The sequence below is a fragment of the Streptococcus cristatus genome, assembly GCF_003944225.1.
Lineage (GTDB): Bacteria > Bacillota > Bacilli > Lactobacillales > Streptococcaceae > Streptococcus > Streptococcus cristatus_K.
Genome location: NZ_RJPN01000002.1, coordinates 76,453 through 102,209, shown reverse-complemented (window position 1 = coordinate 102,209; position 25,757 = coordinate 76,453). Strand labels below are relative to the sequence as shown.

The following is a 25,757-nucleotide window of genomic DNA, read 5'->3' as shown; positions in this document are numbered from 1 at the left end:
AGGTAAGACATGAAACAAACAATTTTTAATGCCTCGTTAGAGGGAAGTATGAACTTAGTGACGGATCAGTATATCACAACTTCATTTGAGGATTTCAATGAAAAAGGTTATGAGGGAAAGCTTTTAGGATTTATCACAATGCAGTTTATCCTATTTCTGATCTTCCTTTTAAGTATTCGGCTTGAGTCTCTAAATTTTCAGTTTTTCTTTATGAAAGTAAGTCTCATAAATGGTGCTTTATTTGGATTAGGATTTGTAGGGTTTGTCGGCTATTTAATTGATCTAACCAAAATAAAAAATCAGTCAATACTATCCTACTATTACTATAAAAAATGGATTCATTTTGTGATCTTTCTTCTTTGTTTGCAGTGTATAGTAGTAGGTATAGCCGGAGCAGGAACGATAATTGGAGAGATTTTATCTGGCACATTATATACGGTTGCTTTTATTCTGTACTTTATTAGACTATTTCAAAATTTTCAGAAGAACACGTTCGAAATTTTGTATCAAAAGTCTACTTACTCAAATAGAGGAGCGGATTTTCTCGATCGTTTTGTTGTATTTGCAAAAAGGTACGGAGGGCTTATCCTATTCCTAATAGTTATTCTCCGTATCTTTTTTCCAAACTCGGATTTTATTCAGCAAAATGGTACCCTTCGTTCAATTTTTATAGCCATTAATCCAATATTATTTGCCCCCTTCCTTTATTTTCTGTATGCTTTAAGTGTGAACAATTTTCAAGGCTACTATCTCAAAAAATATTTGGAAGATTACCGCCAGTTATCTGACTACTCCATAGAAGACTGGTATGGGAAAGAATCGAAAAGATACAAAGAGTCGTTGGATCAGGAGGTTTAGTTCTTCATGGAAATTTTCAAAGATAAGTATTTTTAAATATTTTATTGCATTTGCAATAAAAATCTGCTATACTATCTTCAGAAGGAGGAGGTATGTCGATTTTACGTGAGATTGGAATTATTGCTCGGGCTTTGGATTCCATCGCTAATATTGAGTTTCGTGACATAGATTTGGCGCGGGGGCAGTATCTCTATCTGGTGCGGATTGCGGAGAATCCTGGAATCATTCAGGAGGAGCTGTCGGATTTGCTCAAGGTAGATCGCTCGACGGTGGCTCGTTCAGTCAAAAAGCTAGAAAGCAAGGGTTTACTGGAACAGCGGCCAGCTACCAATAACCGCAAGAACAAGGAATGGTTTGTTACCGAAAAGGGGGTGGCCCTCTATCCTCTTATCTTAGCGGAAAACGAATATTCGGAGCAGGTGGCGTTGGAAAAATTTTCAGAAACTGAGCGAAAAGAGTTAGAAAAGTTGCTGGTTCGCGTCCGAGAGAATATTACCAAGGATTGGGAGCTGGTCAAAAAAGGACAGAAAAGAAATTATTGAGGTAGAACATGAAAATTGCAGTTGAAAATGAATTTTGGGCTTTGTTTCCAGAAGCGCAGATTAGTGTCTTAGTGGTCAAGGGACTAGATAATAAAGTTGATGAAAGTAAGGATCCTTATTTCAAATCCCTGTTAGATAAGGGCGCAAAGCGAGCAGCAGACTTTATTCCAGATGAGAATTTCACTCAGAATGATGTTATTCAGGAGTGGCGGCAGGCTTTCAGCCAATTCAAGACCAAAAAAGGAGCGCGTTCCTCTATCGAAGCCCTGCTCAAGCGGGTCAGTCAGGGACGGGAATTCAACCCAATCAATCCCTTAGTAGATATTTATAATAGCGTTTCCCTCTCTTATGCTGTTCCTTGTGGCGGTGAGGATTTGGACAAGATTGTCGGCGACCTTTATCTGGGAAAGGCCAAGGGTGGTGAAGCGTTCTTTCCATTAGGAGCTGAGACTGATGCACCAGCTTTACCGGAAGAAATCATCTACTATGATGATGAGGGAGCGGTCTGCCGTTGCCTTAACTGGCGAGAAGCGCAGCGGACTATGTTGACAGAAGAGACCAAGGATGCTATCTTGGTTATCGAAGCCATCAATGGAGAGCAGGCGGCGCGTGCTCAAGCAGCTATGACTGAACTCCAGACTCTGATTGAGGATTATTTTGGTGTTAAGGGTGAAATCACCCATCTGACTCTTGATAATCCAAGCTTGGAAGTCTAAAAATAAAAACATCTGGATCAGAAATATCTGGTCCAGTTTTGTTTCTATAGGTGAAATAGCTGCTCTACTCTTATTCTGCCTTATTTTTAAAGACAAAAATCTTGCTGAAGACGTAGTTGAGAACGATAATCAGCACTTGAGCTATCAAGGTTTCAATGGTGTTGACCATCTTAATATCGTTGTGGACGAATTGACCAATAATCTGCGGGAAGCTAGTGACAAAGATAAAGGTTAGCAGCAAGTTCAAGGCCATAGTTGCCAGTCGGGCTGTGAAAAATTTGACCAATCGCACTGGCCAGCCTTGTCTTTTTTGCTTGAAAACGATGGTATCGTTGGTCACAAAGGCAAAGAGAATCCCTAGAATATCACCGATTATCGTAGCTAGTAGTTCGTTTCCTGTCAGTTCATAGCAGAGCATCCGACTGACAACGGATACGACAGTTGTTGCCACACCAAAGAAAAGATAGGACAGAACCTCATTGTCAAAGAATTTTTTGATTAAAGTTTTCATAAAGATAGTCTATCACATTTCTAGGATTTATGCTATACTAGTGAAGTTGTCGATTTTTGGGAGATAATTTTCCCGTCTGACGCAACCCTTGGCGCTTAACTTCTTTCGCCAAGCATATTACACGCGCTCATGCGCTAAAGGAGAAAACATGAAACAAGAAAACTTATCAGTCCGTGATTTGGTTCAGATTGCCATTGTTGCTGCTATTTATGTAGCCCTTACGATTACGCCCCCTTTAAATGCTATCAGCTATGGTGCTTACCAGTTCAGAATTTCTGAAATGATGAACTTTATGGTCTTTTATAATCGGAAATACATCATGGGAGTGACCATCGGCTGTATGATTGCCAATCTCTATAGCTTTGGAATTATTGACGTCTTTGTCGGCGGCTGGTCAACTTTAGTCTTCCTATCATTAGGTGTCTACCTCTTTAGTCGCTATAAGAATCAATACCTGATCAAAGATTTGCTTCGTTTGGATCATTTCTATTTTGCTATTTTCTTCTCAATTTCGATGGTGACGATTGCAGCAGAGTTGTATTTCTTACAGGGCTTGCCATTCTTCCTGACTTGGTTCACAACGGCTATTGGAGAATTTGCTTCCTTGATTGTTGGAGCTATCATTATTAACCAGATTGCGAAAAGGATTGATTTGACGAAATAAGGCAGCAGAGAGCGGAATTTCCGCTCTTTTTCTGTCTTCTTTTTTAGTGAGAATTCGGAACAAATAGAGGAAGATTTTGTGCATTGTGGTATAATGTCCACACTTTACTTAGCAGTCCTAATTTTATATATAGATTGAGTCTCAGATCGCTTTTTTAAATATCAGAAATACATATGACTTTGAATAACTCGCTTCAACTCATCATTTTATGGGTAATTTAAAAAATATATTTTGCAATGATTGTTTCATGCCTAATTAGGTAAATTAGCCATTCTTCGAGCGGTCGTATTTATATTTTCATTGTTTGAGGGAAGATCTTACCGTTTGCAAATTGATGGTTAAGTCGATATATTTTTCCTTCTCAAGTATTTTCCAAATCATTTAAACTTTTTAAAGATAAGAACCACTTTCTAATTAATCAAAGACTACTTCAAATTTTTCAACTCTTGATAACATGAGAAAACCTCCGTAAAATGATTCAATTTATCATAACAAAAAAATACCGAAAAACACCATATTATATTGGTATGCGTCTGGTGTTGGATGAAATTGACTTTCGAAAACATTAACTATATAATGTCTGTAAACAAGAAATAATGAGGTAACGATATGAATAAAACAGAATTACTGTTACAAAGACTAGATGATATTGGTCAGTCTCTAAAAGATTCTAGACAAGCACTAGCTTTGCTGGCACTTGGTTCTTGCGGAGCAGAAAGAGAACGATTGGATCAGTACTCAGATTTGGACTTCTTTGTTATTGTAAAAGATGGCTACAAGCATGCCTATATCCAGGACCTAACCTGGTTAAGTAAGCTAGAACCAATTGCATTTCACTACCAAAATACAGTGGATGGACATAAAGTTCTATTTGAAGATGATGTTTTTTGTGAATTTGCTGTCTTTGAAGCTCATGAACTAGTAAACATTCCCTTCGCTGAAGGCAAGATTATCTGGAAGGAGGTCGGTTTTGATGGAACAATCTGCCAACCACAAAGATTGCCATCAAAAGAAAATAGAGACCGTGAATGGCTGTTGGGAGAAATTTTATGCCATCTCTATATAGGACTAGGTCGCTATCAGAGAGGCGAAAAATTGGCTGCTTATGATTTCATCCAAAACAGATCCGTCAAGCTTTGGACCGAACTAATCAATTTGGAAAAAACTTCTAAATCTAATTTTATAGATATTTTTAACAGCAACAGGCGATTTGAAAAAGGTTATCCAAATGAGGCCAAACAATTACCCTACTTTTTGCAAGGTTACGAACGAATCTCTGAATCTGCTCAGGCACTCCTAGAATATCTTGATAAACACTATCCTCTTAACGCATTTATAAAAGAAAAAATTCGCAATTTATTATAATAGAGACTTTCCAAAAAATGACCTAAATTCCAAAAGTTAGTTATCTTTGTCAACTGTAGTGGATTAATGAAATTTTAAAATCTGTAGAGGATAATTGATGTCCTCTACTTTTTTATGTTCAGAGTGAGAAAGATTCATTTCTTAAAGTTGCCAAAGTTAAAAGATCCAAAGGTTAGTATTTGATTGGTTTAATCAGAGACTAAAAAGTACCTTTGAGGTTACTTTTTTAGTTGAGCTTAGCGTTTACTTTAGCTATTGGACTGCTGGGTGAGGTGTGTTATAATAGAAGTATGAAAGAAAGAATGTCAGAATTAGTCAAATTGCTTAACCGATACGCTCATGAGTATTATACGGCAGATAGGCCAAGTGTATCAGACAGCGAGTATGACAGACTCTATCGTGAGTTAGTGGAGTTAGAAGAAAAGTACCCAACTGATATCCTACCTGATAGCCCGACGCATCGGGTGGGTGGGAAGATTTTAGAAGGATTTGAAAAATATCCACACCAGTATCCTCTCTTTAGTTTGCAGGATGCTTTTTCACGTGAAGAATTACTAGCCTTTGACCAGCGGATTCGCAAGGAATTTCCTCAGGTTTCCTATATTTGTGAGCTCAAGATTGATGGACTTTCTATTTCCCTAACCTATGAAAAGGGAATCTTGGTAGCAGGGGCGACTCGGGGGGATGGCTCTGTTGGAGAAAACATCACTGAAAATCTCAAGCGGGTCAAGGATATTCCGCTGACTTTGAAAGAGCCGCTGGACATTACGGTTCGCGGAGAGTGCTACATGCCCAAGGCTTCCTTTGATGCGGTCAATCAGCTGCGGCAGGAGAACGGTGAGCCTGAGTTTGCCAATCCCCGCAATGCGGCAGCAGGAACCTTGCGCCAGTTGGATACAGCAGTTGTGGCCAAGCGCAATCTAGCAACCTTCCTCTACCAAGAAGCCAGTCCGACTCAGGCTGGCAGCCAGAAAGAAGTCTTAAACAAGCTAGCGTCTTTGGATTTCTCAGTCAATCCGATTCATTTTCTAGCAGCTTCGATTGATGCCGTTTGGGAGTTTATTGAAAAGATCGCTCAGGAGCGGGACAGTCTGCCTTATGAGATTGACGGTATTGTCATCAAGGTCAATGACTTGGCGGTGCAAGAAGAACTTGGCTTTACTGTCAAGGCACCCAAGTGGGCCATCGCCTATAAGTTTCCTGCTGAGGAAAAGGAAGCCCAGCTTCTGTCTGTTGACTGGACAGTCGGCCGGACGGGAGTTGTGACTCCAACGGCGAACTTGACGCCAGTTCAGCTATCGGGGACGACTGTTAGCCGAGCAACCTTGCACAATGTGGACTATATTGCAGAGAAGGATATTCGTCAGAAAGACACCGTTATCGTCTATAAAGCGGGGGATATTATTCCTGCTGTTTTGCGCGTGGTGGAGTCTAAGCGGGTCTCAGAAGAGGCTTTGGAAATACCAAGTCACTGTCCGAGCTGTGAGAGTGAGCTGGTGCACTTTGAAGATGAAGTAGCTCTGCGCTGTATCAACCCGCTCTGTCCAGCTCAGATCAAGGAGGGCTTGATCCACTTTGCCAGCCGGGATGCCATGAACATCACGGGTCTTGGTCCAGCAGTAGTCGAAAAGGTCTTTGATAAGGCCTTGGTCAAGGATGTGGCTGGAATTTATCGACTTTCTGTAGAAGATTTGCTGACCTTGGACGGCTTTAAGGAAAAATCAGCGAATAAATTGTATAATGCCATTCAAGCTTCTAAGGAAAACTCAGCAGAGAAATTGCTCTTTGGTCTGGGAATCCGTCACGTGGGAAGCAAGGCTAGTCGGATTTTGATGGAGAAATTCCACGATATGATCAAGTTGTCACAGGCCAGTCAAGAGGAAATTGCTTCTATTGACAGCTTGGGGACAGTTATCGCTCAGAGTCTGCATTCTTACTTTGAGCAGGAAGGCAGTCAGCTTCTGCTGCAAGAATTACAAGAAGCTGGCGTTAACCTAGACTATCTAGGGGAGAAAGTGGCAGCTGATGCCGCTCTCGCTGGCAAAACAGTCGTATTGACCGGAAAATTACAAAAATTAACACGGAATCAAGCTAAAGAAAAATTGCTGAGCTTGGGTGCAAATGTCGCTGGAAGTGTGTCTAAAAAGACAGATTTGGTGGTGGCAGGTAGCGATGCCGGCAGCAAATTGACCAAAGCTCAAGAACTTGGAATCGAGATTCGAGACGAGGACTGGCTAGATAGCTTGTGAGGCTGAGTATGGAAAATAAAATAAAAAAAGCAAGATTGATTTATAACCCAACTTCTGGGCAGGAAATTATCAAAAAAAACATTGCCGAAGTCTTGGATGTCTTGGAAGATGTTGGCTATGAGACCAGTGCCTACCAGACGACTCCAGAGCCTTTCTCTGCTCAGCGAGAAGCTGAAAGAGCAGCAAGAGCAGGTTTTGATTTGGTCATAGCAGCCGGTGGAGACGGTACTATCAATGAAGTAGTGAATGGGGTTGCGGGCTTAGATGTGCGCCCCAAGCTGGCTTTCATCCCAACCGGTACAACCAATGATTATGCGCGTGCCTTGAAAATTCCGATGGGAGATCCAGTAGCTGCAGCTCGGATTATCGAGAAAAATCAGACGATTCAGATGGATATCGGCCGGGCTTATGGCAGCAAATACTTTATCAACATTGCGGCGGCAGGTACGCTGACAGAGCTGACTTACAGTGTCCCTAGTGAAGTCAAGACCCGTCTAGGCTATCTGGCTTATGTAGCCGAAGGAGCCAAAATGCTGCCACGTTCCAAATCCCGTAAGGTACGGATTGAGCATGACCATGGTGTTTTTGAGGGCAAGATTTCGCTTGTCTTTGCAGCCTTGACTAATTCTATCGGAGGCTTTGAAAAACTAGCGCCAGATACCAAACTGGACGATGGAAATTTCACCTTGATTCTTGTAAAAACGGCCAAGTTGTTTGATATGCTTAGTCTCATCATACAGGCAATTAATGGTGGCCAACACGTGACGGATGCCAATGTTGAATATCTGAAAACCAGCAAATTGAAGCTAGAAGTATTGGATAAAAAAGCACCCTTTATGTTGAATCTGGACGGTGAGTACGGAGGAGATACACCAGTAGAATTGGAAGTTTTGCACAATCATCTGGAGTTTTTCGCCAATATAGATGAAATCGATGAGAGCGCTCTTTCCTTAGAAAAATTAGAATGAAGAGATAAATGAAAATGCTAGACTATAAAGTCATTGTCCATTACCATAATCCTAAGGGAGATTACTTTTCTTATGATTTGTGGCAGTGGCAGACGGATCAGTGGGGAAAAGAAGCACCTTTTTCTAAACTAGATTATTTTGGTATTCAGGGAGAACTATCTTTTGAAAGTTGGGAGCCTCTTAGTCAGACTCATGTGATTGTCAAGCGTTCAGACTGGTCCAGCCAATCTTGCGACTACCACATTGATTTATTGCCAGTACATTTGCCCACAGAGGTTTGGTTGATTGAAGGAGATCATCAGGTCTACTATTCCTTGCAAGCGGCGACGACGAGCCACCAATATTCGCGGCGACGTCCTCATAATTTCGATGTGGCTATTCGGTCGGATTATTTTGACGAATGCTGGGGCTACCAAGGTTGGCTTGGGCATCGTCTGCAGGGGCAAGTAAATGAGTTTAAAGTTTGGGCTCCGACAGCCAAAAAGGTTGAATTGGTAGTTTATAAAACTTCCGATAATCAAGCAGCCGTTTATAAAGAATTCCCTATGGAAAAGGGCGAAATTTATTCGCACGATCATGAAAAAAATACAATCGGAGTTTGGTCAGTAGAAGTGCCAGAAGATTTAGCTGGCAAGGCCTACCAGTATCATGTTCATTTTGAGAACCAGCATTTTTTGACGCGCGATCCTTATACAATCGCTACCAGTCCTGATGGCAAGCGCTCAGCTGTTGTTACTGAACAGGACAAGACTGTTGCTGGTTTTAAGGTATGTCAAGGCAAGGAGGCAACTTGGCGTTTAGATAACCCAAATCAAGAGGTCATCTATGAGATGCATATCCGAGATATTAGCAAATCGCCTAGTTCCGGTGTCGCAGAGCATTTGCGAGGGACTTTTTTAGGTGCTTGTCAACGTGGCACTAGAAATAGTCAGGGAGATCAGACTACTTTTGATTATATTCGCAATCTAGGTATCAATGTCGTGCAGCTCCAGCCGGTTTCTGATCGACACAAGGACTATGACGAAAATGGCCAAGTTACCTATAACTGGGGCTATGATCCACAGAACTACAATGCACCAGAAACCAGTTTTTCTTCTAATCCGGATGATCCAGGTCAGGCCATCCGAGATTTGAAAACCATGATTCAGGCTTACCACGATGCAGGGATTTCTGTGACCTTGGATGTGGTTTACAATCATATTTATTCGACCTTTGACTCAGCCTTTCAGTCAACAGTTCCCGATTATTACTACCGGATGAATCCCAACGGTTCTTTCCAAAATGGTACCGGAGTCGGCAGCGAGACGGCCAGTGAGCATGAAATGTTCCGCAAATTCATGATTGATTCCCTTCGCTACTGGGTAGAAGAATTCAATGTGGATGGCTTCCGTTTTGATTTGATGGGAATCCATGATGTCACCACCATGAACATCATCCGAGAAGAAATGGATAAAATTGATCCACGGATTTTGCTTTATGGTGAAGGTTGGGACATGGGAACAGGCCTGATGCCAGAGGACAAGGCTAAGAAGGACAATGCTTATCAACTGCCACGGATTGGCTTTTTCAATGATACTCAGCGCGATGCGATAAAGGGGGCTGAAGTCTACGGTGGTCTGAAAGCTGGTTATGTGAGCGGACAAGCGACTGAGGATATTATAGCAAAAGCCATTTTGGGCAGTAGTGAGTTAGGCTCCTATTTGACACCAAGCCAAGTTCTTAATTATGTGGAGGCGCATGATAATTTCAATCTGCATGACTTGCTGGTTGACTTGCACCCAGATGATGATGAGGTCACTCGGACCAAAAGAATTGAGCTGGCAACAGCTATGAACTTGCTCATGCAGGGAATGGCATTTATGGAATTGGGCCAAGAATTTTCCCGCACAAAATTAGTAGGAACAGGCGAAGAGGGCCAAGTCCTGCCTAGCGACCGTGACAGAGCAATGAATAGCTACAATGCTCCCGATGCTGTCAATCAAGTGAATTGGGAATTGATCAGCCAACATCAGGAGAGTATTGACTATATCAAGCAGATTATTCACTTAAAGACAAGTCAGAAGGAATTTTCTTATCAAACCTATGAAGAGATTTACAAACATGTCTTTGTAAGAGAAGCCTTTGCCGGTAGTGGTATCGTCATTTTTGAGATTAAAGATGAAAAACATTATGAAATCATTTTTAATGCAAGTGGCCTGCCCTATTATCTTGAGAATGCGGATCATCTACGTTTATTGGTCGGAAATAGTCGTCATAAGAGACCCTTCTATGTGGAGAATCTGACCGCTTCCGTTTTTGAAGTGATTGCATAGTATGAATAAAAATAAGAAAAGATTGAAGACAGGCTTTGTGGCTCACGTTTTCAATCTTTTTTGTGCTTCAAAAATAAAAACTCTCCCCAAAACATTTTCAATGTTTTAGGAAGAGTTGAGTAGCCTCATAGATTAGGGACTGGCACTTGAACTGGAGGAGCTAGAAGAACTGGAGGACTCTCCGCTAGTTCCCTCTTCGCTGCTAGTGCTAGAGTGAAATTGTTCTGGGTGAAGTACTCGATAACTTGGTGAATTAAAGAGATCCACAGAAGATACACCGCCACGTTTTGAATAAAGGCTAGTCGATTGATCACCTTTTTCTTTCTCAATAGACTTGAGGGCTTTCAAAGAGTTGATGTAGTTGTAATCATCAGGATTGACTTTTCCTAGGTTATTGCCCGTATAAAAGCGGAATAGGTCCCCTGTCTGAATAGCATCGCTCATTTTCAGCTGTGTATTTGCGGCTGTTCGGATAGCTTCTAGTTCAGCCGTTGTTGACTCGTCTGGCAGAGTGATCTCCTCACCAGTTTGTGTGTTGTAAATGCGGCCACTATAACTTGTGTATTTTGGTGTTACAAAGTTATTGGTTGAGCGGAAGGCCACGATTTGCTGGTGCTGAGGTGAGAGGAGGTCTTGCCCGACTTGAAGGTAATTTTTAGAGTCAATCCCCAATAAATGCTCCAAGGTTGGCAGTATATCGATTTGTCCGCCAAAGGTATCGATAATTTTTCCCTTTTCCATTCCAGGTATCACGACCATGTATGGTACTCTCTGCAACATGGCGTTGTCGTAACTAGACCAAGTCTCAGAATTTTTATTGATCAAAGGTGCCAAAGCTGGATTACGAGAATTAGAAATTCCATAGTGGTCTCCGTAGAGGACGATGATTGAATTTTCATAGAGTCCAGCTTCTTTTAGGTAGTCAAAGAAAGCTTTGACAGCGGAGTCGAGGTAGTTTGCTGTTGCAAAATAGCCATTGATGGTTTCGTCTTTGGTATCTGCCAGTGGGAAACCAATCTCATCGCCAATCAGACTGGTCGTATAAGGATAGTGATTGGAGACAGTGATGTATTTGGCATAGAAAGGCTGTTGCAAATGTTCCAGATATTTGATGGAATCTTTGAACATAATCTTATCGTTCAAGCCATACTGGAAGGAGTTGGTCTCGTCTTGCTTGGTAAAGTAAGACGCATCGAAGAAATAATTATAGCCCCATTGCTTGTAGGCAGTGTTACGGTTCCAGAAGCTACCTGTATTTCCATGGAAAACAGCAGATGTATAATCTCCGTTTTTTGATAGGATAAAAGGTGCTGCCTGTTGGGTATTGGTACCGCCGTAGTTTACCATGAAGGAGCCTTGGTTGAGACCAAAGAGACCTGTTTCAATCATGGTTTCCGCATCGGAAGTCTTTCCAGCTTTAACCTGATTAAAGATATTTGAAAAAGCTAAAGTTGAGTTGGAGTGGTAAAGGGAGTTGAGGAAAGGCGTAACTTCATATTCCTTGCCCTCCATCTGCAGTTTATAATCAATCAGAAACTGCTGGAAACTCTCTAGATGGACATAGATAACATTGCGGCCTTTGGCAATACCATAGTATTCAGAGTTTGGCTCAGCATAGTGGGATTGGATATATTGTTGAACGGGCTCTAGATCCTTGGCAGAGGCTTTGGAACGCTCTTTATTAGCAGCATAGGTTTGATTAGCACTGTAGCCGAGAAAGGCAGGAAGACCAAGGGCGCGAACGACATAGTAATTTGAAAATCCGCGTGTCAGGAGCTCAGGACGATCAATTTCTGCCAGGAAAAGATTGGCCGAAAAGAGCATCGCTGATAGGGATGTTACGGCAAAACTGGCGCGGAAATTAAACCTACGATGATCCAAGCGGATATACTTTTTATAAAAAAGCCAGCCTAGAATCGGGAAATCAATGATATAGATAGCATCCCAAGGGCGGAAGAGCTCCATGGCTGCTGCCCCGAGACCTGCAGACACCTTGCTAGAGGCCAACATGGTATTGACTGTCACAAAGTCGGTAAACTCACGGTAGTAGATGGAGTTTGAGACCAACCAGACAAAGAGCATGATGTAGATAGCTGTGCTGACACAATAAAAAAGCTTAGTCGGCTTGATATAAAGAGCGAGTCCAATCAGTAAAAGTCCAATTGGGAAAGGGTTAATCAGAGCCAGAAAAATTTGATAGGCTCCTTGAATATCTAAATTAAAATCAACGGTATAAGCCCACATGGTTTTTAACCAATAAATCGTGAGCAAGCTCAAGACGAAACCGAGCCTTGTACTCATAAAATTGAGTAAATTCTTGGTTATTTTTTTCACAGAAAGATACTTCCTTGTCTTATTTCCTAAAAATTCTCTTCTTCTAAGTATATCACAATTTTTCAAGTTGAGGAAAAATTGAGGTGATTTAGTGTTTAGTTTATTTTATTTGTAAGGTAATTTAATAAGGGCAATTATTTCCTAGCTTCAAGATTATTCGCAAAAATATCTAAAATTAAACAGGCTTTGTTTCAATATTAATGATGGAAAGTGGGAATAGGGAAGCTTACTTGAAAGTCCGCCTGATAAAATAAATATTTAATATATAAAATGTTGAAAATTTCTTCTACTAAAACAAGATTATGTGAAAATAATAAATATGCTTTGAGAATTTTCACAATATTTGGTATAATAATGCTTATGAAGAAACTTACTGTTAATAAACAGACAGAGGAAAAGTTGAGAAAAGGAATTTTAGTTCTAGATAAGAATGATTTTCCAACTCTTTCATTCACCGATCAATGTGTGGAATTGCATAGTCAGCAGGGGAAGTTCTTGGGAACGGCTTATCTCTCCTTACAAAATAAGGGACTTGGCTGGCTGATTTCCTATGCTAAGGTAGAGCTGAACTCAGCTTTCTTTCAGCATTTGTTTGAAAAAGCTAAAGACAAGCGTTTCTATTACCGTCATGCGGAGGATACGACAGCCTATCGCTTGTTTAACCAAGAAGGTGACGGTTTTGGCGGTTTTACGGTTGATATCTATGAGAAATATGCCGTTTTCTCTTGGTACAATTCCTTTGTTTTTTCAATCAAGGACCAGATAGTGGCTGCTTTCCAGCAGGTCTTTCCTGAGGTCGCTGGAGCTTACGAGAAGATTCGCTTCAAGGGCTTGGACTATGAGTCTGCCCATCTCTACGGAGCAGAAGCGCCAGCCTATTTTACGGTTTTGGAGAATGGCGTTCGCTATCAAGTCTTCATGAATGATGGCCTGATGACTGGGATTTTTCTGGACCAGCACGAGGTGCGGGGGAGTCTGGTTGACGGCTTAGCTAGCGGAAAAAGTCTGCTCAATATGTTCTCCTACACAGCAGCATTTTCGGTGGCAGCTGCCATGGGCGGTGCCAGTCAAACAACTTCGGTGGATTTGGCCAAACGTAGCCGCGAGCTTTCCCAAGCGCACTTTGAAGCCAATAGTTTGGATTTAGAGCCGCATCGTTTTGTGGTCATGGATGTTTTTGATTATTTCAAATACGCCAAGCGTCATGAATTAAAGTATGATGTGATTGTCCTAGATCCGCCGAGCTTTGCTCGCAATAAGAAACAGACTTTCTCTGTTGCGAAAGATTATCATCGTTTGGTGGCTCAGGCCTTGGAAATCTTGAGTCCGAATGGAATATTGATTCTTTCGACCAACGCAGCTAATGTTTCTAAAAGTAAGTTTAAAAAAGAAATTGAAAAAGGATTTGCAGGAGTTCCTCATCGCTATCTGGCGGAATATGGTCTACCAGCAGACTTTGTATACAATAAGAAAGATGAGAATAGTAACTACCTCAAGGTATTTACAATTAAGGTGGACAAATGAAATTAGTCGTTTCAATCATGCCCAGAAGTTTAGAAGAGGCTAAAGCAATTGATGTGAGTCGTTATGATGATGCTGACATTATCGAATGGCGCGCGGACTTTTTGCCGAAAGAGAGCATTCTCAACGTTGCTCCTGCTATTTTCGAGAAATTTGCTGGTCGTGAATTACTCTTCACACTGCGAAGTTGCGCAGAAGGTGGCGAAATTGATCTGTCAGATGATGAATATGTTGCTCTTATCAAAGAAGTAGCCAATTTTTATTCGCCAGACTATGTTGATTTTGAATACTATTCGCATAAAGATAAATTTGAAGAAATGCTCGAGTTTCCAAATTTAGTTCTCAGTTATCATAATTTTGAGGAAACGCCTGAAAATATGATGGAAATTTTGTCAGAATTGACAAGTTTGGCACCAAAAGTGGTCAAAGTTTCTGTCATGGCGCATAATGAGCAGGATGTCTTGGATCTGATGAACTACACTCGTGGATTTAAGATTTTGAATCCTGAGCAAGAGTATGTGACGATTTCTATGGGAAAAGTCGGAAAGATTTCTCGCTTAGCTGCAGATTTGACAGGTTCCAGCTGGTCTTTTGCCAGCGTTGAACAGCCGAGTGCACCAGGTCAGGTTTCCCTCGCAAACATGAAGGTTGTTCGGGAGATTTTAAATGAAAATTGATGGCCATACTCGTCTAGCTGCAGTGGTTGCTAAGCCGATTAAACATAGCATTTCACCATTTATTCATAATACTGCCTTTGAGAAGACTGCTGTCAATGGTGTCTACCTTGCTTTGGAAATTGAAGCAGAGGATTTAGAAGCGACCGTTGCTAATATCCGAAGGTATAATATGTTTGGGATAAATTTGTCAATGCCCTACAAGCAGGAAGTCATCCAATATCTTGATGAATTGGCTCCCAGTGCACGTCTTATCGGGGCTGTGAATACAGTGGTGAATAAAAATGGTACATTGATAGGATATAATACGGATGGCAAGGGATTTTTTAAGAGCTTGCCGTCTTTTGCTATTCAGGGCAAAAAAATGACCATTTTAGGTGCTGGAGGAGCCGCGACAGCTATTATCGCTCAAGCTGCTTTGGATCAGGCGGAAGAAATCTTTGTCTTTACTCGGCAGACTTCCTATGATAAGACTGTCAGCAAGATGACAGTTATCAGCCGCCAGACTAAGAGTAGGATTCATGTATTGAACTTAGAAGACTTGGCTATCTTGCAGGATAAAATCAACCAGTCAGACCTTCTGGTCAATGGAACAAGTGTGGGTATGGATGGCAAGACTTTGCCATTAGCAGAAAGTGTTCAGCTGCCGAGCCAGATTTTAGTTGCGGATGTGATTTATAAACCTTTTGAAACACCTTTTTTAAAGTGGGCTCGAAGTCAGAAGGTAGTGGCAGTGAATGGTCTGGGGATGTTGCTTTATCAGGCAGCAGAAGCTTTTGAGCTTTGGACAGGACAACCCATGCCTTGTCAGGAAATTTGGCAGCAGCTAGAAGCTCTGTATAAATAGTCACTCGTACTCAGCTGCTCTATGGTGGAGCAGGAAAAATAAGGAGGCACTTATGAAATTGAATGTAAATCTCCCCCACCATCCCTATGACATTGTAATTGAAAAGGGGACTTTATCTCAGGCTGGAAAGTGGCTGCGTCAGCTTTGGCAGCCTCAGAAGGTGGTCATCATCACGGATAATCGAGTCGCTCGACTCTATGCGGAAAAGGTCAAGCTGAGCATAGAAGCAGCTGGGTTTGAGGTCTATGTTTTTGACTTTTTAGAGGGTGAAGCCAGCAAGAACTTAAAGACGGTCAACAAAGCTTATGAATTCCTGGTCAAGGTTGGCCTGACCCGCAGTGACGGCATTGTAGCCTTGGGTGGTGGAGTCGTCGGTGATTTGGCGGGCTTTGTTGCTTCGACCTATATGCGGGGCATTCATTTCGTGCAGATTCCGACCAGTCTGACAGCCCAAGTGGACTCCTCTATCGGTGGTAAGACAGGTGTCAATACGCCTTGGGCCAAGAATATGGTCGGGACTTTCACCCAGCCTGACGGGGTTCTGATCGACCCAGAAGTCTTGCAGACCTTGGGCCAGCGGGAACTGATCGAAGGCATGGGCGAGGTGGTCAAGTACGGCTTGATTGAGGATAAGGAACTCTGGGACGAGCTTTCAGAAATGGATGGCAGCCCAGAGTCGATTTTGGAGCATGCGGAGAGTATCATCTACCATTCCTGCGATGTCAAGTGTAAGATTGTGGTCGAGGACGAGCTGGATAATGGCGTCCGCCTCTATCTGAATTTCGGCCATACCATTGGGCACGCTATTGAAGCGACCGCGGGCTATGGCAAAGTCATGCACGGTGAAGCTGTGGCGATTGGCATGGTACAGGTTTCCCGCGTCGCTGAGAAGAAAGGCCTTATGCCAGCCGGAATTACAGAAGACATCATCCGTATGTGTCAGAAGTTTGGCTTGCCGGTAGATTACCAGCCTTGGGATGAGAATGCACTCTATCAGGCCCTGACCCATGATAAGAAAGCTAGAGGCAACTCTATCAAACTAGTACTGGTGCCTGAGCTGGGTTCGGCTAGCATTCACCAGATTCCGCTGGAAGAGATGAAAGAATTTCTGAAGAAATAAGTGCCAGATGGAGTTTAATACGATTGGACAGTTTAGATAAAAATAGACGGAATGTCCAGTTTTTCCATCTCAGAATAGGAGAAAATGTATGAGATACTTAACAGCAGGAGAATCCCACGGACCACGTTTGACAGCTATTATTGAGGGGGTGCCGGCTGGTCTTCCTTTGACCGCTGACTATATCAATGCCGAGCTCAAGCGCCGTCAGGGTGGATACGGCCGCGGTGCCCGTATGAAGATTGAAAGCGACCAAGTTGAGATTACGTCTGGTGTTCGGCATGGATTGACCATGGGCGGTCCGATTACCCTCAATGTCACGAATCTGGACCATCAGAAATGGCTGGAGATTATGAGTGCGGTAGATGTGGATGAAAAGAAAAAAGGGCTACGCAAGATTACCAAACCACGCCCTGGCCATGCTGACTTAGTTGGCGGCATGAAATATCGCTTTGACGATTTGCGAAATTCTCTGGAGCGCTCTTCTGCCCGCGAAACGACCATGCGTGTAGCAGTCGGAGCAGTAGCCAAGCGTTTGCTGGAAGAAATCGGTGTAGAGGTAGCCAGCCATATCGTAACCTTTGGCGGCATTGATATTGATGTGCCGGCCGATCTAACTGTAGCAGAGATCAAAGAAAGAGCTGCCCAGTCAGAGGTTTCCATTGTCAATCCCGAGCGCGAAGAAGAAATCAAGGCCTACATTGATCAGATTAAGAAAGACGGGGATACCATCGGTGGTGTCATTGAGATTGTCGTTGGCGGTGTGCCGGTCGGTCTGGGTTCCTATGTCCAATGGGACAAGAAGCTGGATGCCAAGATTGCTCAAGGAGTCGTGTCTATCAATGCTTTCAAGGGAGTTGAGTTTGGTGTGGGCTTTGAAGCCGGCCGTCTCAAGGGCAGTCAAGTCATGGATGAAATCCTCTGGTCTGAGGAAGATGGCTTCACTCGCAGGACTAATAATCTAGGTGGCTTTGAGGGTGGTATGACCAATGGTCAGCCAATTGTGGTGCGAGGTGTTATGAAGCCTATTCCTACCCTTTACAAGCCACTGATGAGCGTGGATATTGAGACCCACGAGCCTTATAAGGCGACAGTGGAGCGGAGCGATCCAACGGCTCTGCCAGCGGCGGGTGTTGTCATGGAAAGCGTGGTGGCAACAACTTTAGCCACTGAAGTTCTGGAGAAGTTCTCTTCGGACAATCTGGAAGAACTGAAGGATGCGGTAGCCCGCCATCGGGAATTTGTCAAGAACTTTTAGATGTAAGGAGAGGGCATGGAGAGAAAAACGGTCTATATCGCTGGTCTGGGACTGATTGGAGCATCTTTGGCTTTGGGCATCAGGCGAGCTCATCCTGAGATAGAGATTCTTGGTTATAATCGAAGTGAAGAATCGCGTGGAGTTGCATTAGAGCGGGGAATGGTAGACCGGGTAACGGATGATTTTGCCGCCTTTGCTCCATTGGCTGATGTGATTATTTTGGCTGTGCCCATCAAGCAGACCATAGCATTTATCAAGGATCTAGCGGAGCTGGACCTGAAGGAAAATGCCATCATCTCAGATGCTGGATCAACCAAGGCTGAGATTGTGGCAGCAGCAGAAAAGTATCTGCAGAATAAGCCCGTCCGCTTTGTCGGCGCTCATCCTATGGCCGGAAGTCACAAGACTGGAGCCAAGGCTGCTCATGTCACTCTCTTTGAAAATGCCTATTATATCTTCACGCCCTCTAGCCTGACCAAGTCTGGTACGCTTGAGGAAATGAAAGATTTGCTGAGTGGTCTTCATGCCCGCTTTATTCAGGTAGATGCAGCCGAGCACGACCGAGTGACCAGTCAAATCAGTCATTTTCCGCATATCCTAGCCTCCAGCCTTATGGAGCAAGCGGCAGCTTATATCCAAGAGCATGAGCTGACCCAGTCTTTTGCAGCCGGTGGTTTTTGAGATATGACGCGGATTGCGGAGAGCGAGCCAGGGATGTGGACCTCTATCCTCTTAACAAATCCCGAAGCCATTTTGGAGCGGCTGGAAGATTTTAAAACCCAGTTAGACAAGGTGGCCGCAGCGATTGAGGCTAAGGACGAGACAGCTATCTGGGAATTTTTCGACCGAGGACGGCAAATCCGCAAGCAAATGGAAATTCATAAGCGAGCGGGTGTGGACAGTTTTTACGACCTCTTTATTGAGGTGCCCGACGAAGAAGATGCAATTTTGGGCATTCTGGAGCTCCTGCGCGGAATTTCGGTCGTCAATATTCGAATCAACGAGGAAAACCGTGAAGATATCAACGGTATTCTGCAAATTACCTTTAAAAATCGTCAGGATTTGAAAAAATCTGCTAAAATAGTAAGAGAAAATACGGATTACCTAGTGTCCGTAGACTAATATAGAATGGAGAACTCTATGTCAAATATTTATGATTTAGCCAATGAACTCAGTCGAGGACTTCGCGAAATGCCAGAGTACAAAGCTGTGGTAGAAAGCAAGCAGGCTATCAATGCGGATAGTGAAGCCAAGGCTATTTTTGATGACTATCTAGCTTTCCAGAAAGAGCTGCAGCAACTGGCTCAAACAGGTCAAATGCCGACTCCAGACATTCAAGAAAAGATGCAGAGTTTTGGAGATAAAATCCAAGGCAATGATTTATTATCAGCTTTCTTTAACAAGCAACAACAGCTCTCTATTTACTTGTCTGATATTGAACGGATTATTTTTGAACCAATTCAGGAACTATTCTAATAGAAGAAGTTATAAAATTAGATGAAACCAAGAAGCCATATCGGGCCTTCTTGGTTTTTCTATGCTTTAGAAAGGCTATTCAGGCTGAAAATGAGTATTTTTAATTCAAGAAAGAGGAAGAAAACTTAGGTGTTTTTTATAAAATCAGATTATAGCAACAATTAAAATATATTGGCCTTGCTTTCTATTTACTATTGCCGTAAAGGCTGATATACTAATCAAAAAACGCTTACACTCTGATTTTTGAAAGGAACTGGTATGACTTTAGAAACAAGAAAGATTGCTATTCAAGATACATATGGCGACCGATTTCAACATTGCTGGGGCTGTGGCCCTAAGAATGAGCTAGGCTTACATTTAAAGACTTATCCTAGCTTGGATGGGAAGGAATGTATCACTAGAATAAGACCAGAATCTCACTATACTGGTGGTGTGCCGGCCAATCTTTTTGGTGGCATGATTGCTATGATTTTTGATTGCCATGGAACGGCTTCAGCAGCTTGGTTTGCCCATCAAGAAAAAGGCTTGGGCTTGACCCAAGATACAGTCATTGGACGCTTTATCACAGCCCGCTTAGAAGTTGATTACCAGAGCCCGACCCCCATTGACCAGGAAATCATCGTCACTTCGCGGCTTGAGGAGTTGGGGGCAAGGAAAGCTATTATCGTGATGGAGATGTCAGTAGCAGGACAGTCAAGAGCCAAGGCTAGAATGGTAGCAGTTGCAGTAAAAGATCATATGTAGTCAAATTCCCTTGGTGCCTTATATCAAGGGAATTTTAGCATCTTTGGAGTAATTTTATCTTGATTTTTGCAATTAGGACATTATTTTGGTATAATAGTTACTTGTCTTGGGGTCGTTACGGATTCGACAGGCATTATGCGGCACATTTTGCGACTCATCTAGCGGATGTAAAACGCCAGTTAAATATAACTGCAAAAAATAACAATTCTTACGCTTTAGCTGCCTAAAAACCAGCTAGCGTGACCTGATTCGGATTGCTTGTGTCTGATGACCGGTCTTATTATGAGCAAGCTACGGTAAAATCAAGTCTAGGGATTTTACAAGAGATTGATAGACTCGCTTAGCTTGGGCTTGAGCCATGTGTCAAAGCTGAGTTAAATAAAGACATGGCCTATGGTCGTAGACAAATGTGTTAGCAGGTGTTTGGACGTGGGTTCGACTCCCACCGGCTCCATAGGGATATGTAAATGAGGTTTTTGATGATATGAGTTTTTTTGGAAAAATCTTAGGGAAGAGTCAAGATAGTCATCTACCCATTGAGGAAGTTTCTGTTGATTTAGAAAATCTTCCGAATGAATGGGGCTCTTTTTCGACCCTTATTGATGACCGAATGGCTAGTATTCGTCTAAATTTAGCGTTGAATTCTATCGCTCCCTATTCATCCTATACTTATGCACTACGGTTGAGAATTGCCATTTTGAATGTTGATCCAGAGACAGGGTTTCCAGATTATGACGAATTTTCTAATTTGAACCTTATTGAAGATCGTCTTTCAGAAGCGATGAAGCGCATTGCGGCTATCTATGTCGGAGTAGTCATCACAGATGGTCATATAGAATTTTATTACTATTTGAAAGATAGAGAGCGACACATGCCGATTATTGCTCAGGTAATGGAGCAGTTTTCAAAATATCAATATAGTTCAGCTACCTTGGTGGATCCTGAATGGAAACAATATTTTGACTTCTTGTATCCAAATGAATATGAGTACCAATCTATTTTAAACCAGCGTATCTGGTATCGCCTAGAAAAAGAAGGGGACGATCATAGTCAACTACGGGAAATCAGGCATCAGTTTAGTTTTGAGACTTACGATGATCGTGTTTCCTTTATGGGGGATGCCTCTGCTCTTGATTATGATATTTCTTCTAGTGGAAAAGAAGAAGGCGATCCTCGACCTTACAAATTGGAAATATCACGATTAGCTACTACTGAGCTCCATAGTATTAATCAACAGGTTTGGGAATTAATAGAAATTTCGAAAAAATATAACGGAAAGTATAGCGGCTGGAGCTGCAATGTGGTATAATGGATAAAGTTTTGAGAAAGCAAGTCTTTCTCTTGTATGGAAGATTACTCAAGAGGCTTAAGAGGCTGTGTTGGAAACGCAGTAGGCGTGTAAAAGCGTGCGTGGGTTCGAATCCCATGTCTTCCGTTGTATTTCAAGAAGCGCCTAAAGGCGTTTTTTTGATAGCAGGACGAAGAACGATAATCACTTTGTTTAATGCTAGACCCGCAGAATATAGAAGTAAGGATAGTATGCAAGCAATCAGATGGATTCGTTTCCATCTTTTTTATTTGAGAAAAACCTTGAAATTTTTCTGAAAAGGAGTAAACTGTACATAGAAAGTTTCGGAGGTTCTGCATGAAGTTATATGTCCAGTTGATGATTATTTTCTCGATTTCCATCATTGGAGAGGGGATATCAAGTGTCTTCCATCTTCCCATTCCAGGTAGTATTATCGGCTTAATCTTGCTATTTCTTGCTTTGCAGTTTAAGTTATTGAGGCTCCGCCATGTCAGTATGGTCGGTAACTTTCTGTTAGCCAATATGACCATTCTTTTTCTGCCGCCAGCGGTTGGTATTATGGATAAATTTCACGTGATTGCTCCTTATCTGCTACCGATTGTCTTGATTATTCTTGGTGCCATTGTTTTAAATGTGATCGTCATTGCCCTTGTCGTACAATTCATCAAGCAGCATTTTGAAGGCGATTATGAGGAAGGAGGGATGGATCATGTCTAATCTATGGAGTAACCCGCTATTTGGACTCGCCTTGTCCATTTTGGCCTACCTCATTGGGATGCTGATTTTCCGTAGATTTCCACATCCTTTGACAACGCCTCTCCTTTTAGCAGCGATTTTGGTCATTGCTTTTTTGAAATTAACAGGAATTTCTTATAAGGACTACTATGTCGGTGGGGCTTACTTGAACAATTTAATCGTACCGTCTACGGTTGCTTTAGGAATTCCGCTTTATAAGACCTTCCACTTGATGAAACACCACGCTCGCAGTATCCTGCTAGGAACCTTTGTGGCTGTGGTGGTCAATACGACTTTCACGGCTCTGCTGGCAAAATTCTTTGGGATGGACTTCTTTTTAGCGATTTCCCTATTCCCAAAATCTGTCACAACAGCGATGGCGGTAGGAATTACTGATAAAATGCAGGGCTTGACAACTGTTACCTTGGTGGTTGTTGTGGCGACAGGTATTTTGACAAGTGTCATGGGACCGACTATTCTTAAACTGCTGAAAATTAAGGATCCAGTAGCAGTTGGCTTGGCCTTAGGTGGCACGGGGCATGCAGTTGGTACCGGAACGGCTTTCAAATATGGACATGTTGCTGGAGCCATGGCAGGTCTTGCAATCGGAGTGACAGGGATCATGTATGTAATTGTCAGTCCAATCGTCGCAGCCATTATCTTAAAATAAAAAAACATGAAGCAGTATTTCTCGGAAATCATGCTTCATGTTTTTATTTTATCTTAGTTGATAGCTGCTAGGAGGGCATCTGCTTGGGCAGAAAGCTCAGCAAGCTTGTCTTCTGAAAGGACTAATTGGCCAGTTCCCCAAGCTTCTGGATTGATACCGACACCAGTAAATTGATCAACCACATTCATACGAATGAATGGAAGGAGGCTACGGTAGTGCTTGAAGACCTCATCAGGTGAAGTGCCGTTAGCAACAGATGAAACAGTTACCACTTTGGCATTGAGGGCAGAAGGGCCACTTGGATCTGACAAATCAAGTGCGCGTGAAGTCCAGTCGAGCAAGTTTTTCACCACGCCTGGGATCGCCCAGTTGTAGACAGGTGAGAAGATCCAGATAGCATCAGCTGCAAGGATTTCTTCACGAACCTTGGCAACAGCAGCTGGAGCTGGACTTTCGAGATCTTGGTTAAAGAATGGTACATCCTTGTAGTCCAGATAGGAAACCTCAGCTTTGCCAGCTAGAGCCTTTTCTGCTTGAGCTGCCAACTGATGATTGAATGAACCTTGACGAAGTGAGCCAACAATAAATAGTACTTTAGACATAAATGTGTCCTCCATTTTATCTTTATTTAAGAGGTGTCCCTCTTGTTACTATCTATGTTACAACAATTGTCACTAATTAGCAATAATTTAGCTCAGCCTTTTAAAAGTTTTTAAAATCCGCACTAAATCTTCCTTGTCTTTTTGGGATAGGAGAGCAGTCATGTGGCTGATATTGGCGATGTGCTCTGGCAAGACAGCCTCGATTTTTTTCTGGCCTTGTTCGGTTAGTTGGATGAGAAAGGAGCGGCGGTCATTGGGATCGCAGCTGCGACTTATCCAGCCATCTCTCTCCATGTTTTTGATAACGACTGTCATATTTCCCGATGTAGCCAGCATGCTATCAATCAAATCTTGAATCCGCAGTTCTCCCTTACTATATAAGGTTTCCAAAACGGAAAATTGGGTTGGCGTCAAATCGTGCTTTTTAAAAATTTGAGCTTCGAGATTACGAATGGTGCGCTCCGCCTTATGGAGAACGATAATTGTCTTGAGGTCAAGTAGAGTCTCGTTATCTAAGTTTTCAGTTATTTTCATAGCAACATTTTATCAATAAGTAGTAATAAATGCAAATGTAATAAAAGTCCTAGAAAAATCAGGCTATTTGTAGTATAATGATTCAGTGAAACATAAAATTAAAGAAAGGGCTAAATTTCCTATAAGGCACTATGCTATTGGGCTTTTCCTGGTCCTCACGGCGCTTGTTTTTTCATTTTTTACGATCTTGCACCTTGCTATCGAGCCTTGGCAGTCAGCCAAGGAAGGTTCTCAAAAAATCGCTAAGGAATATGCAGATTTGGAGAGTCTGACGAGCTTTTCGATTTACAATGGCAAAGAGTCCTACTATAGCTTGATTGGGACAACTAGTAAAAAAGAGGAAGAAGCTGTTCTGATTTCCAAAAATTCCAATAAAATCCATGTCTATCGCTTGCAAGATGGAATGAGTCAGGCAGAGGCAGAGCAGCTGGCCAAGGAAAATGGAGCGACCTCTATTGATAAGACCACTTTTGGTTACTTTGACGGTCAGCCTGTTTGGGAAATTAAGTCTGGAAGTACTTATTATAATATCGGATTTGAAAGCAAAACATTGCTCAGCAAGGAGGGGCTATGAAATTATCCAATCGTGTTTTAAATATGGAAGAAAGTGTGACTCTGGCGGCGGCAGCCAGAGCGAAAGCTTTGAAGGCGGAAGGCAGGGATATCCTTTCTTTGACCTTGGGAGAGCCAGATTTTCCGACGCCTAAGAATATTCAGAAAGCAGCGATGGCAGCGATTGAAGATGGCAGAGCTAGTTTTTATACGGTAACAAGTGGTCTGCCTGAGCTAAAAGCAGCGGTTGTAGACTATTTTGCCAAGTACTATGGATATGAGATCCAGCCTAATCAAGTGACAGTGGCAACAGGTGCTAAGTTTTCTCTTTACACCTTCTTTATGAGCGTGATTGATCCAGGAGATGAAGTCATCATTCCGACGCCTTATTGGGTCAGCTATGCCGATCAGATCTTGATGGCCGAAGGAAAGCCTGTTTTTGCTCAAGCGACAGAGGAAAACAACTTTAAGGTGACGGTGGCCCAGTTGGAGGCTGCCCGTACTGAGAAGACCAAGGTCTTGGTTCTGAACTCGCCGTCCAATCCGACTGGTATGATTTATACAGCAGAAGAGCTGCTAGCTATCGGAAACTGGGCTGTTGAGCATGATATCCTAATCTTAGCCGATGATATTTATGGCCGCTTGGTCTATAACGGCAATAAATTCACGCCGATTTCTAGTCTGTCAGAGGAAATTCGCAAGCAAACAGTCGTCATCAACGGTGTTTCTAAAAGCTACTCTATGACGGGCTGGCGGATTGGCTATGCTGTAGGTGAGCCTGAGATTATCTCAGCGATGAGCAAGGTTGCAGGGCAAACGACTTCTAATCCGACAGCGGTGGCGCAATATGCAGCCATTGAAGCCTTGACGGGCAGTCAGGATACGGTCGAAAATATGAGATTGGCCTTTGAAGAGCGCCTGAATACTATTTATCCTTTGCTAGCTCAAGTGCCTGGCTTTGAAGTCGTCAAGCCTCAGGGAGCCTTCTACCTCTTCCCAAATGTTAAAAAAGCGATGGAAATGAAAGGCTATACAGATGTGACAGCCTTTACCACAGCGATTTTAGAAGAAGTAGGTGTGGCTCTAGTGACAGGGGACGGATTTGGTGCGCCAGAAAATGTCCGCCTCAGCTATGCGACTGACATGGATACACTAAAAGAAGCGGTTCAACGCCTCAAGAATTTTATGGAGAAGTAAGA

24 protein-coding genes, 1 tRNA gene, 1 other RNA gene, 1 pseudogene and 1 riboswitch are annotated in these 25,757 nt (G+C 42.6%); of the genes and pseudogenes, 23 read left to right on the top strand and 4 right to left on the bottom strand.

Going from position 1 to position 25,757, the window contains the following annotated elements:
* The first annotated feature begins 9 nt into the window (after positions 1-9).
* The 3 genes from D8797_RS03485 (at position 10) to D8797_RS03475 (ending at position 2,116) form a co-directional block, all read left to right on the top strand.
* Positions 10-858: a hypothetical protein gene (locus tag D8797_RS03485; protein ID WP_125379284.1), complete on the top strand. Its 849-nt coding sequence runs from the start codon at positions 10-12 to the stop codon at positions 856-858.
* Between the two features lie 92 nt (positions 859-950).
* Positions 951-1,400: a MarR family winged helix-turn-helix transcriptional regulator gene (locus D8797_RS03480; protein ID WP_125379283.1), complete on the top strand. Its 450-nt coding sequence runs from the start codon at positions 951-953 to the stop codon at positions 1,398-1,400.
* An 8-nt stretch (positions 1,401-1,408) separates the two neighbouring features.
* Positions 1,409-2,116 (top strand): B3/B4 domain-containing protein, encoded by a 708-nt coding sequence (locus D8797_RS03475; RefSeq protein ID WP_125379282.1) that lies wholly within the window; start codon positions 1,409-1,411, stop codon positions 2,114-2,116.
* A gap of 70 nt (positions 2,117-2,186) precedes the next feature.
* On the opposite strand, the gene D8797_RS03470 is transcribed toward D8797_RS03475, so the two are convergent.
* Positions 2,187-2,627 carry a GtrA family protein gene (locus tag D8797_RS03470; RefSeq protein ID WP_125379281.1) on the bottom strand — a complete coding sequence of 147 codons (441 nt, stop codon included), beginning with the start codon at positions 2,625-2,627 and terminating at the stop codon, positions 2,187-2,189.
* Between the two features lie 28 nt (positions 2,628-2,655).
* Positions 2,656-2,778: riboswitch (PreQ1 riboswitch) on the top strand.
* Here D8797_RS03470 and D8797_RS03465 point away from each other — a divergent pair.
* The 5 genes from D8797_RS03465 (at position 2,776) to pulA (ending at position 10,185) form a co-directional block, all read left to right on the top strand.
* Positions 2,776-3,291, top strand: a complete 516-nt coding sequence (locus D8797_RS03465; RefSeq protein ID WP_125379280.1) for a QueT transporter family protein — start codon at positions 2,776-2,778, stop codon at positions 3,289-3,291. (Overlaps the previous riboswitch by 3 nt.)
* 609 nt (positions 3,292-3,900) lie before the next feature.
* A complete protein-coding gene (locus D8797_RS03460) occupies positions 3,901-4,656 on the top strand; it encodes a hypothetical protein (protein WP_125379279.1) in 756 nt (251 codons plus the stop codon).
* Positions 4,657-4,946: 290 nt separating this feature from the next.
* Positions 4,947-6,905 (top strand): NAD-dependent DNA ligase LigA, encoded by a 1,959-nt coding sequence (gene ligA, locus D8797_RS03455; RefSeq protein ID WP_125379278.1) that lies wholly within the window; start codon positions 4,947-4,949, stop codon positions 6,903-6,905.
* An 8-nt stretch (positions 6,906-6,913) separates the two neighbouring features.
* Positions 6,914-7,873 (top strand): diacylglycerol kinase family lipid kinase, encoded by a 960-nt coding sequence (locus tag D8797_RS03450; RefSeq protein ID WP_045499540.1) that lies wholly within the window; start codon positions 6,914-6,916, stop codon positions 7,871-7,873.
* Between the two features lie 14 nt (positions 7,874-7,887).
* On the top strand, positions 7,888-10,185 hold the full coding sequence (gene pulA, locus D8797_RS03445) for a type I pullulanase (RefSeq protein WP_125379412.1): 2,298 nt from the start codon (positions 7,888-7,890) through the stop codon (positions 10,183-10,185).
* Between the two features lie 132 nt (positions 10,186-10,317).
* Here the strand turns inward: pulA and D8797_RS03440 are convergent, their stop codons facing one another.
* Positions 10,318-12,519: an LTA synthase family protein gene (locus D8797_RS03440; RefSeq protein ID WP_125379277.1), complete on the bottom strand. Its 2,202-nt coding sequence runs from the start codon at positions 12,517-12,519 to the stop codon at positions 10,318-10,320.
* Positions 12,520-12,879: 360 nt separating this feature from the next.
* Between D8797_RS03440 and D8797_RS03435 the strand changes: the two genes are divergently transcribed.
* The 13 genes and pseudogenes from D8797_RS03435 (at position 12,880) to D8797_RS03375 (ending at position 22,870) form a co-directional block, all read left to right on the top strand.
* Positions 12,880-14,043 carry a class I SAM-dependent rRNA methyltransferase gene (locus tag D8797_RS03435; protein ID WP_125379411.1) on the top strand — a complete coding sequence of 388 codons (1,164 nt, stop codon included), beginning with the start codon at positions 12,880-12,882 and terminating at the stop codon, positions 14,041-14,043.
* Positions 14,040-14,717 carry a type I 3-dehydroquinate dehydratase gene (aroD, locus tag D8797_RS03430; protein WP_125379276.1) on the top strand — a complete coding sequence of 226 codons (678 nt, stop codon included), beginning with the start codon at positions 14,040-14,042 and terminating at the stop codon, positions 14,715-14,717. Before D8797_RS03435 ends, aroD begins: the two co-directional genes overlap by 4 nt.
* Positions 14,707-15,561: a shikimate dehydrogenase gene (locus D8797_RS03425; RefSeq protein ID WP_125379275.1), complete on the top strand. Its 855-nt coding sequence runs from the start codon at positions 14,707-14,709 to the stop codon at positions 15,559-15,561. Before aroD ends, D8797_RS03425 begins: the two co-directional genes overlap by 11 nt.
* Before the next feature lie 52 nt (positions 15,562-15,613).
* Complete coding sequence (aroB, locus tag D8797_RS03420) at positions 15,614-16,681, top strand: 3-dehydroquinate synthase (RefSeq protein ID WP_125379274.1); 1,068 nt, start codon at positions 15,614-15,616, stop codon at positions 16,679-16,681.
* An 88-nt stretch (positions 16,682-16,769) separates the two neighbouring features.
* Positions 16,770-17,936: a chorismate synthase gene (aroC, locus tag D8797_RS03415; protein ID WP_125379273.1), complete on the top strand. Its 1,167-nt coding sequence runs from the start codon at positions 16,770-16,772 to the stop codon at positions 17,934-17,936.
* 15 nt (positions 17,937-17,951) lie between these two features.
* Positions 17,952-19,058 (top strand): annotated as a pseudogene (locus D8797_RS03410) (prephenate dehydrogenase).
* Positions 19,059-19,076: 18 nt separating this feature from the next.
* On the top strand, positions 19,077-19,412 hold the full coding sequence (locus D8797_RS03405) for a YlbF/YmcA family competence regulator (protein WP_048765128.1): 336 nt from the start codon (positions 19,077-19,079) through the stop codon (positions 19,410-19,412).
* A 258-nt stretch (positions 19,413-19,670) separates the two neighbouring features.
* Positions 19,671-20,156 carry a thioesterase family protein gene (locus tag D8797_RS03400; RefSeq protein ID WP_125379272.1) on the top strand — a complete coding sequence of 162 codons (486 nt, stop codon included), beginning with the start codon at positions 19,671-19,673 and terminating at the stop codon, positions 20,154-20,156.
* 108 nt (positions 20,157-20,264) lie between these two features.
* Positions 20,265-20,613: a transfer-messenger RNA gene (ssrA, locus tag D8797_RS03395) on the top strand.
* Between the two features lie 27 nt (positions 20,614-20,640).
* The gene (locus D8797_RS03390) at positions 20,641-21,465 is read left to right on the top strand and encodes a DUF695 domain-containing protein (RefSeq protein WP_125379271.1); all 825 of its coding nucleotides are present in this window, start codon (positions 20,641-20,643) and stop codon (positions 21,463-21,465) included.
* A 38-nt stretch (positions 21,466-21,503) separates the two neighbouring features.
* Positions 21,504-21,591: transfer RNA gene (locus tag D8797_RS03385), tRNA-Ser, on the top strand.
* Positions 21,592-21,801: 210 nt separating this feature from the next.
* Positions 21,802-22,182, top strand: coding sequence for a CidA/LrgA family protein (locus D8797_RS03380; RefSeq protein WP_045499562.1), 381 nt, complete (start codon positions 21,802-21,804; stop codon positions 22,180-22,182).
* Positions 22,175-22,870, top strand: a complete 696-nt coding sequence (locus D8797_RS03375) for an LrgB family protein (protein WP_061422692.1) — start codon at positions 22,175-22,177, stop codon at positions 22,868-22,870. The genes D8797_RS03380 and D8797_RS03375 overlap by 8 nt, the downstream gene beginning before the upstream one ends.
* Positions 22,871-22,923: 53 nt before the next feature.
* Here D8797_RS03375 and D8797_RS03370 read toward each other — a convergent pair whose 3' ends face one another.
* On the bottom strand, positions 22,924-23,472 hold the full coding sequence (locus tag D8797_RS03370) for an NADPH-dependent FMN reductase (protein ID WP_045499565.1): 549 nt from the start codon (positions 23,470-23,472) through the stop codon (positions 22,924-22,926).
* An 87-nt stretch (positions 23,473-23,559) separates the two neighbouring features.
* The gene (locus tag D8797_RS03365; protein ID WP_125379270.1) at positions 23,560-24,006 is read right to left on the bottom strand and encodes a MarR family winged helix-turn-helix transcriptional regulator; all 447 of its coding nucleotides are present in this window, start codon (positions 24,004-24,006) and stop codon (positions 23,560-23,562) included.
* 85 nt (positions 24,007-24,091) lie between these two features.
* Between D8797_RS03365 and D8797_RS03360 the strand changes: the two genes are divergently transcribed.
* Complete coding sequence (locus tag D8797_RS03360; RefSeq protein WP_125379269.1) at positions 24,092-24,580, top strand: cell wall elongation regulator TseB-like domain-containing protein; 489 nt, start codon at positions 24,092-24,094, stop codon at positions 24,578-24,580.
* Positions 24,577-25,755 (top strand): pyridoxal phosphate-dependent aminotransferase, encoded by a 1,179-nt coding sequence (locus tag D8797_RS03355; protein WP_125379268.1) that lies wholly within the window; start codon positions 24,577-24,579, stop codon positions 25,753-25,755. The genes D8797_RS03360 and D8797_RS03355 overlap by 4 nt, the downstream gene beginning before the upstream one ends.
* Positions 25,756-25,757 lie beyond the last annotated feature (2 nt).

Bases quoted from the DNA above. Each gene is read 5' to 3' on its own strand.
- D8797_RS03465 (WP_125379280.1), top strand. From the start codon at position 2,776: ATGAAACAAGAAAACTTATCAGTCCGTGATTTGGTTCAGATTGCCATT.
- D8797_RS03375 (WP_061422692.1), top strand. From the start codon at position 22,175: ATGTCTAATCTATGGAGTAACCCGCTATTTGGACTCGCCTTGTCCATT.
- D8797_RS03355 (WP_125379268.1), top strand. From the start codon at position 24,577: ATGAAATTATCCAATCGTGTTTTAAATATGGAAGAAAGTGTGACTCTG.
- D8797_RS03450 (WP_045499540.1), top strand. From the start codon at position 6,914: ATGGAAAATAAAATAAAAAAAGCAAGATTGATTTATAACCCAACTTCT.
- D8797_RS03365 (WP_125379270.1), bottom strand. From the start codon at position 24,006: ATGAAAATAACTGAAAACTTAGATAACGAGACTCTACTTGACCTCAAG.
- D8797_RS03435 (WP_125379411.1), top strand. From the start codon at position 12,880: ATGAAGAAACTTACTGTTAATAAACAGACAGAGGAAAAGTTGAGAAAA.
- aroD (WP_125379276.1), top strand. From the start codon at position 14,040: ATGAAATTAGTCGTTTCAATCATGCCCAGAAGTTTAGAAGAGGCTAAA.
- D8797_RS03480 (WP_125379283.1), top strand. From the start codon at position 951: ATGTCGATTTTACGTGAGATTGGAATTATTGCTCGGGCTTTGGATTCC.
- D8797_RS03405 (WP_048765128.1), top strand. From the start codon at position 19,077: ATGTCAAATATTTATGATTTAGCCAATGAACTCAGTCGAGGACTTCGC.
- aroC (WP_125379273.1), top strand. From the start codon at position 16,770: ATGAGATACTTAACAGCAGGAGAATCCCACGGACCACGTTTGACAGCT.
- D8797_RS03425 (WP_125379275.1), top strand. From the start codon at position 14,707: ATGAAAATTGATGGCCATACTCGTCTAGCTGCAGTGGTTGCTAAGCCG.
- D8797_RS03475 (WP_125379282.1), top strand. From the start codon at position 1,409: ATGAAAATTGCAGTTGAAAATGAATTTTGGGCTTTGTTTCCAGAAGCG.
- D8797_RS03400 (WP_125379272.1), top strand. From the start codon at position 19,671: ATGACTTTAGAAACAAGAAAGATTGCTATTCAAGATACATATGGCGAC.
- D8797_RS03460 (WP_125379279.1), top strand. From the start codon at position 3,901: ATGAATAAAACAGAATTACTGTTACAAAGACTAGATGATATTGGTCAG.
- D8797_RS03470 (WP_125379281.1), bottom strand. From the start codon at position 2,627: ATGAAAACTTTAATCAAAAAATTCTTTGACAATGAGGTTCTGTCCTAT.
- pulA (WP_125379412.1), top strand. From the start codon at position 7,888: ATGCTAGACTATAAAGTCATTGTCCATTACCATAATCCTAAGGGAGAT.
- ligA (WP_125379278.1), top strand. From the start codon at position 4,947: ATGAAAGAAAGAATGTCAGAATTAGTCAAATTGCTTAACCGATACGCT.
- D8797_RS03390 (WP_125379271.1), top strand. From the start codon at position 20,641: ATGAGTTTTTTTGGAAAAATCTTAGGGAAGAGTCAAGATAGTCATCTA.
- D8797_RS03370 (WP_045499565.1), bottom strand. From the start codon at position 23,472: ATGTCTAAAGTACTATTTATTGTTGGCTCACTTCGTCAAGGTTCATTC.
- D8797_RS03485 (WP_125379284.1), top strand. From the start codon at position 10: ATGAAACAAACAATTTTTAATGCCTCGTTAGAGGGAAGTATGAACTTA.
- aroB (WP_125379274.1), top strand. From the start codon at position 15,614: ATGAAATTGAATGTAAATCTCCCCCACCATCCCTATGACATTGTAATT.
- D8797_RS03380 (WP_045499562.1), top strand. From the start codon at position 21,802: ATGAAGTTATATGTCCAGTTGATGATTATTTTCTCGATTTCCATCATT.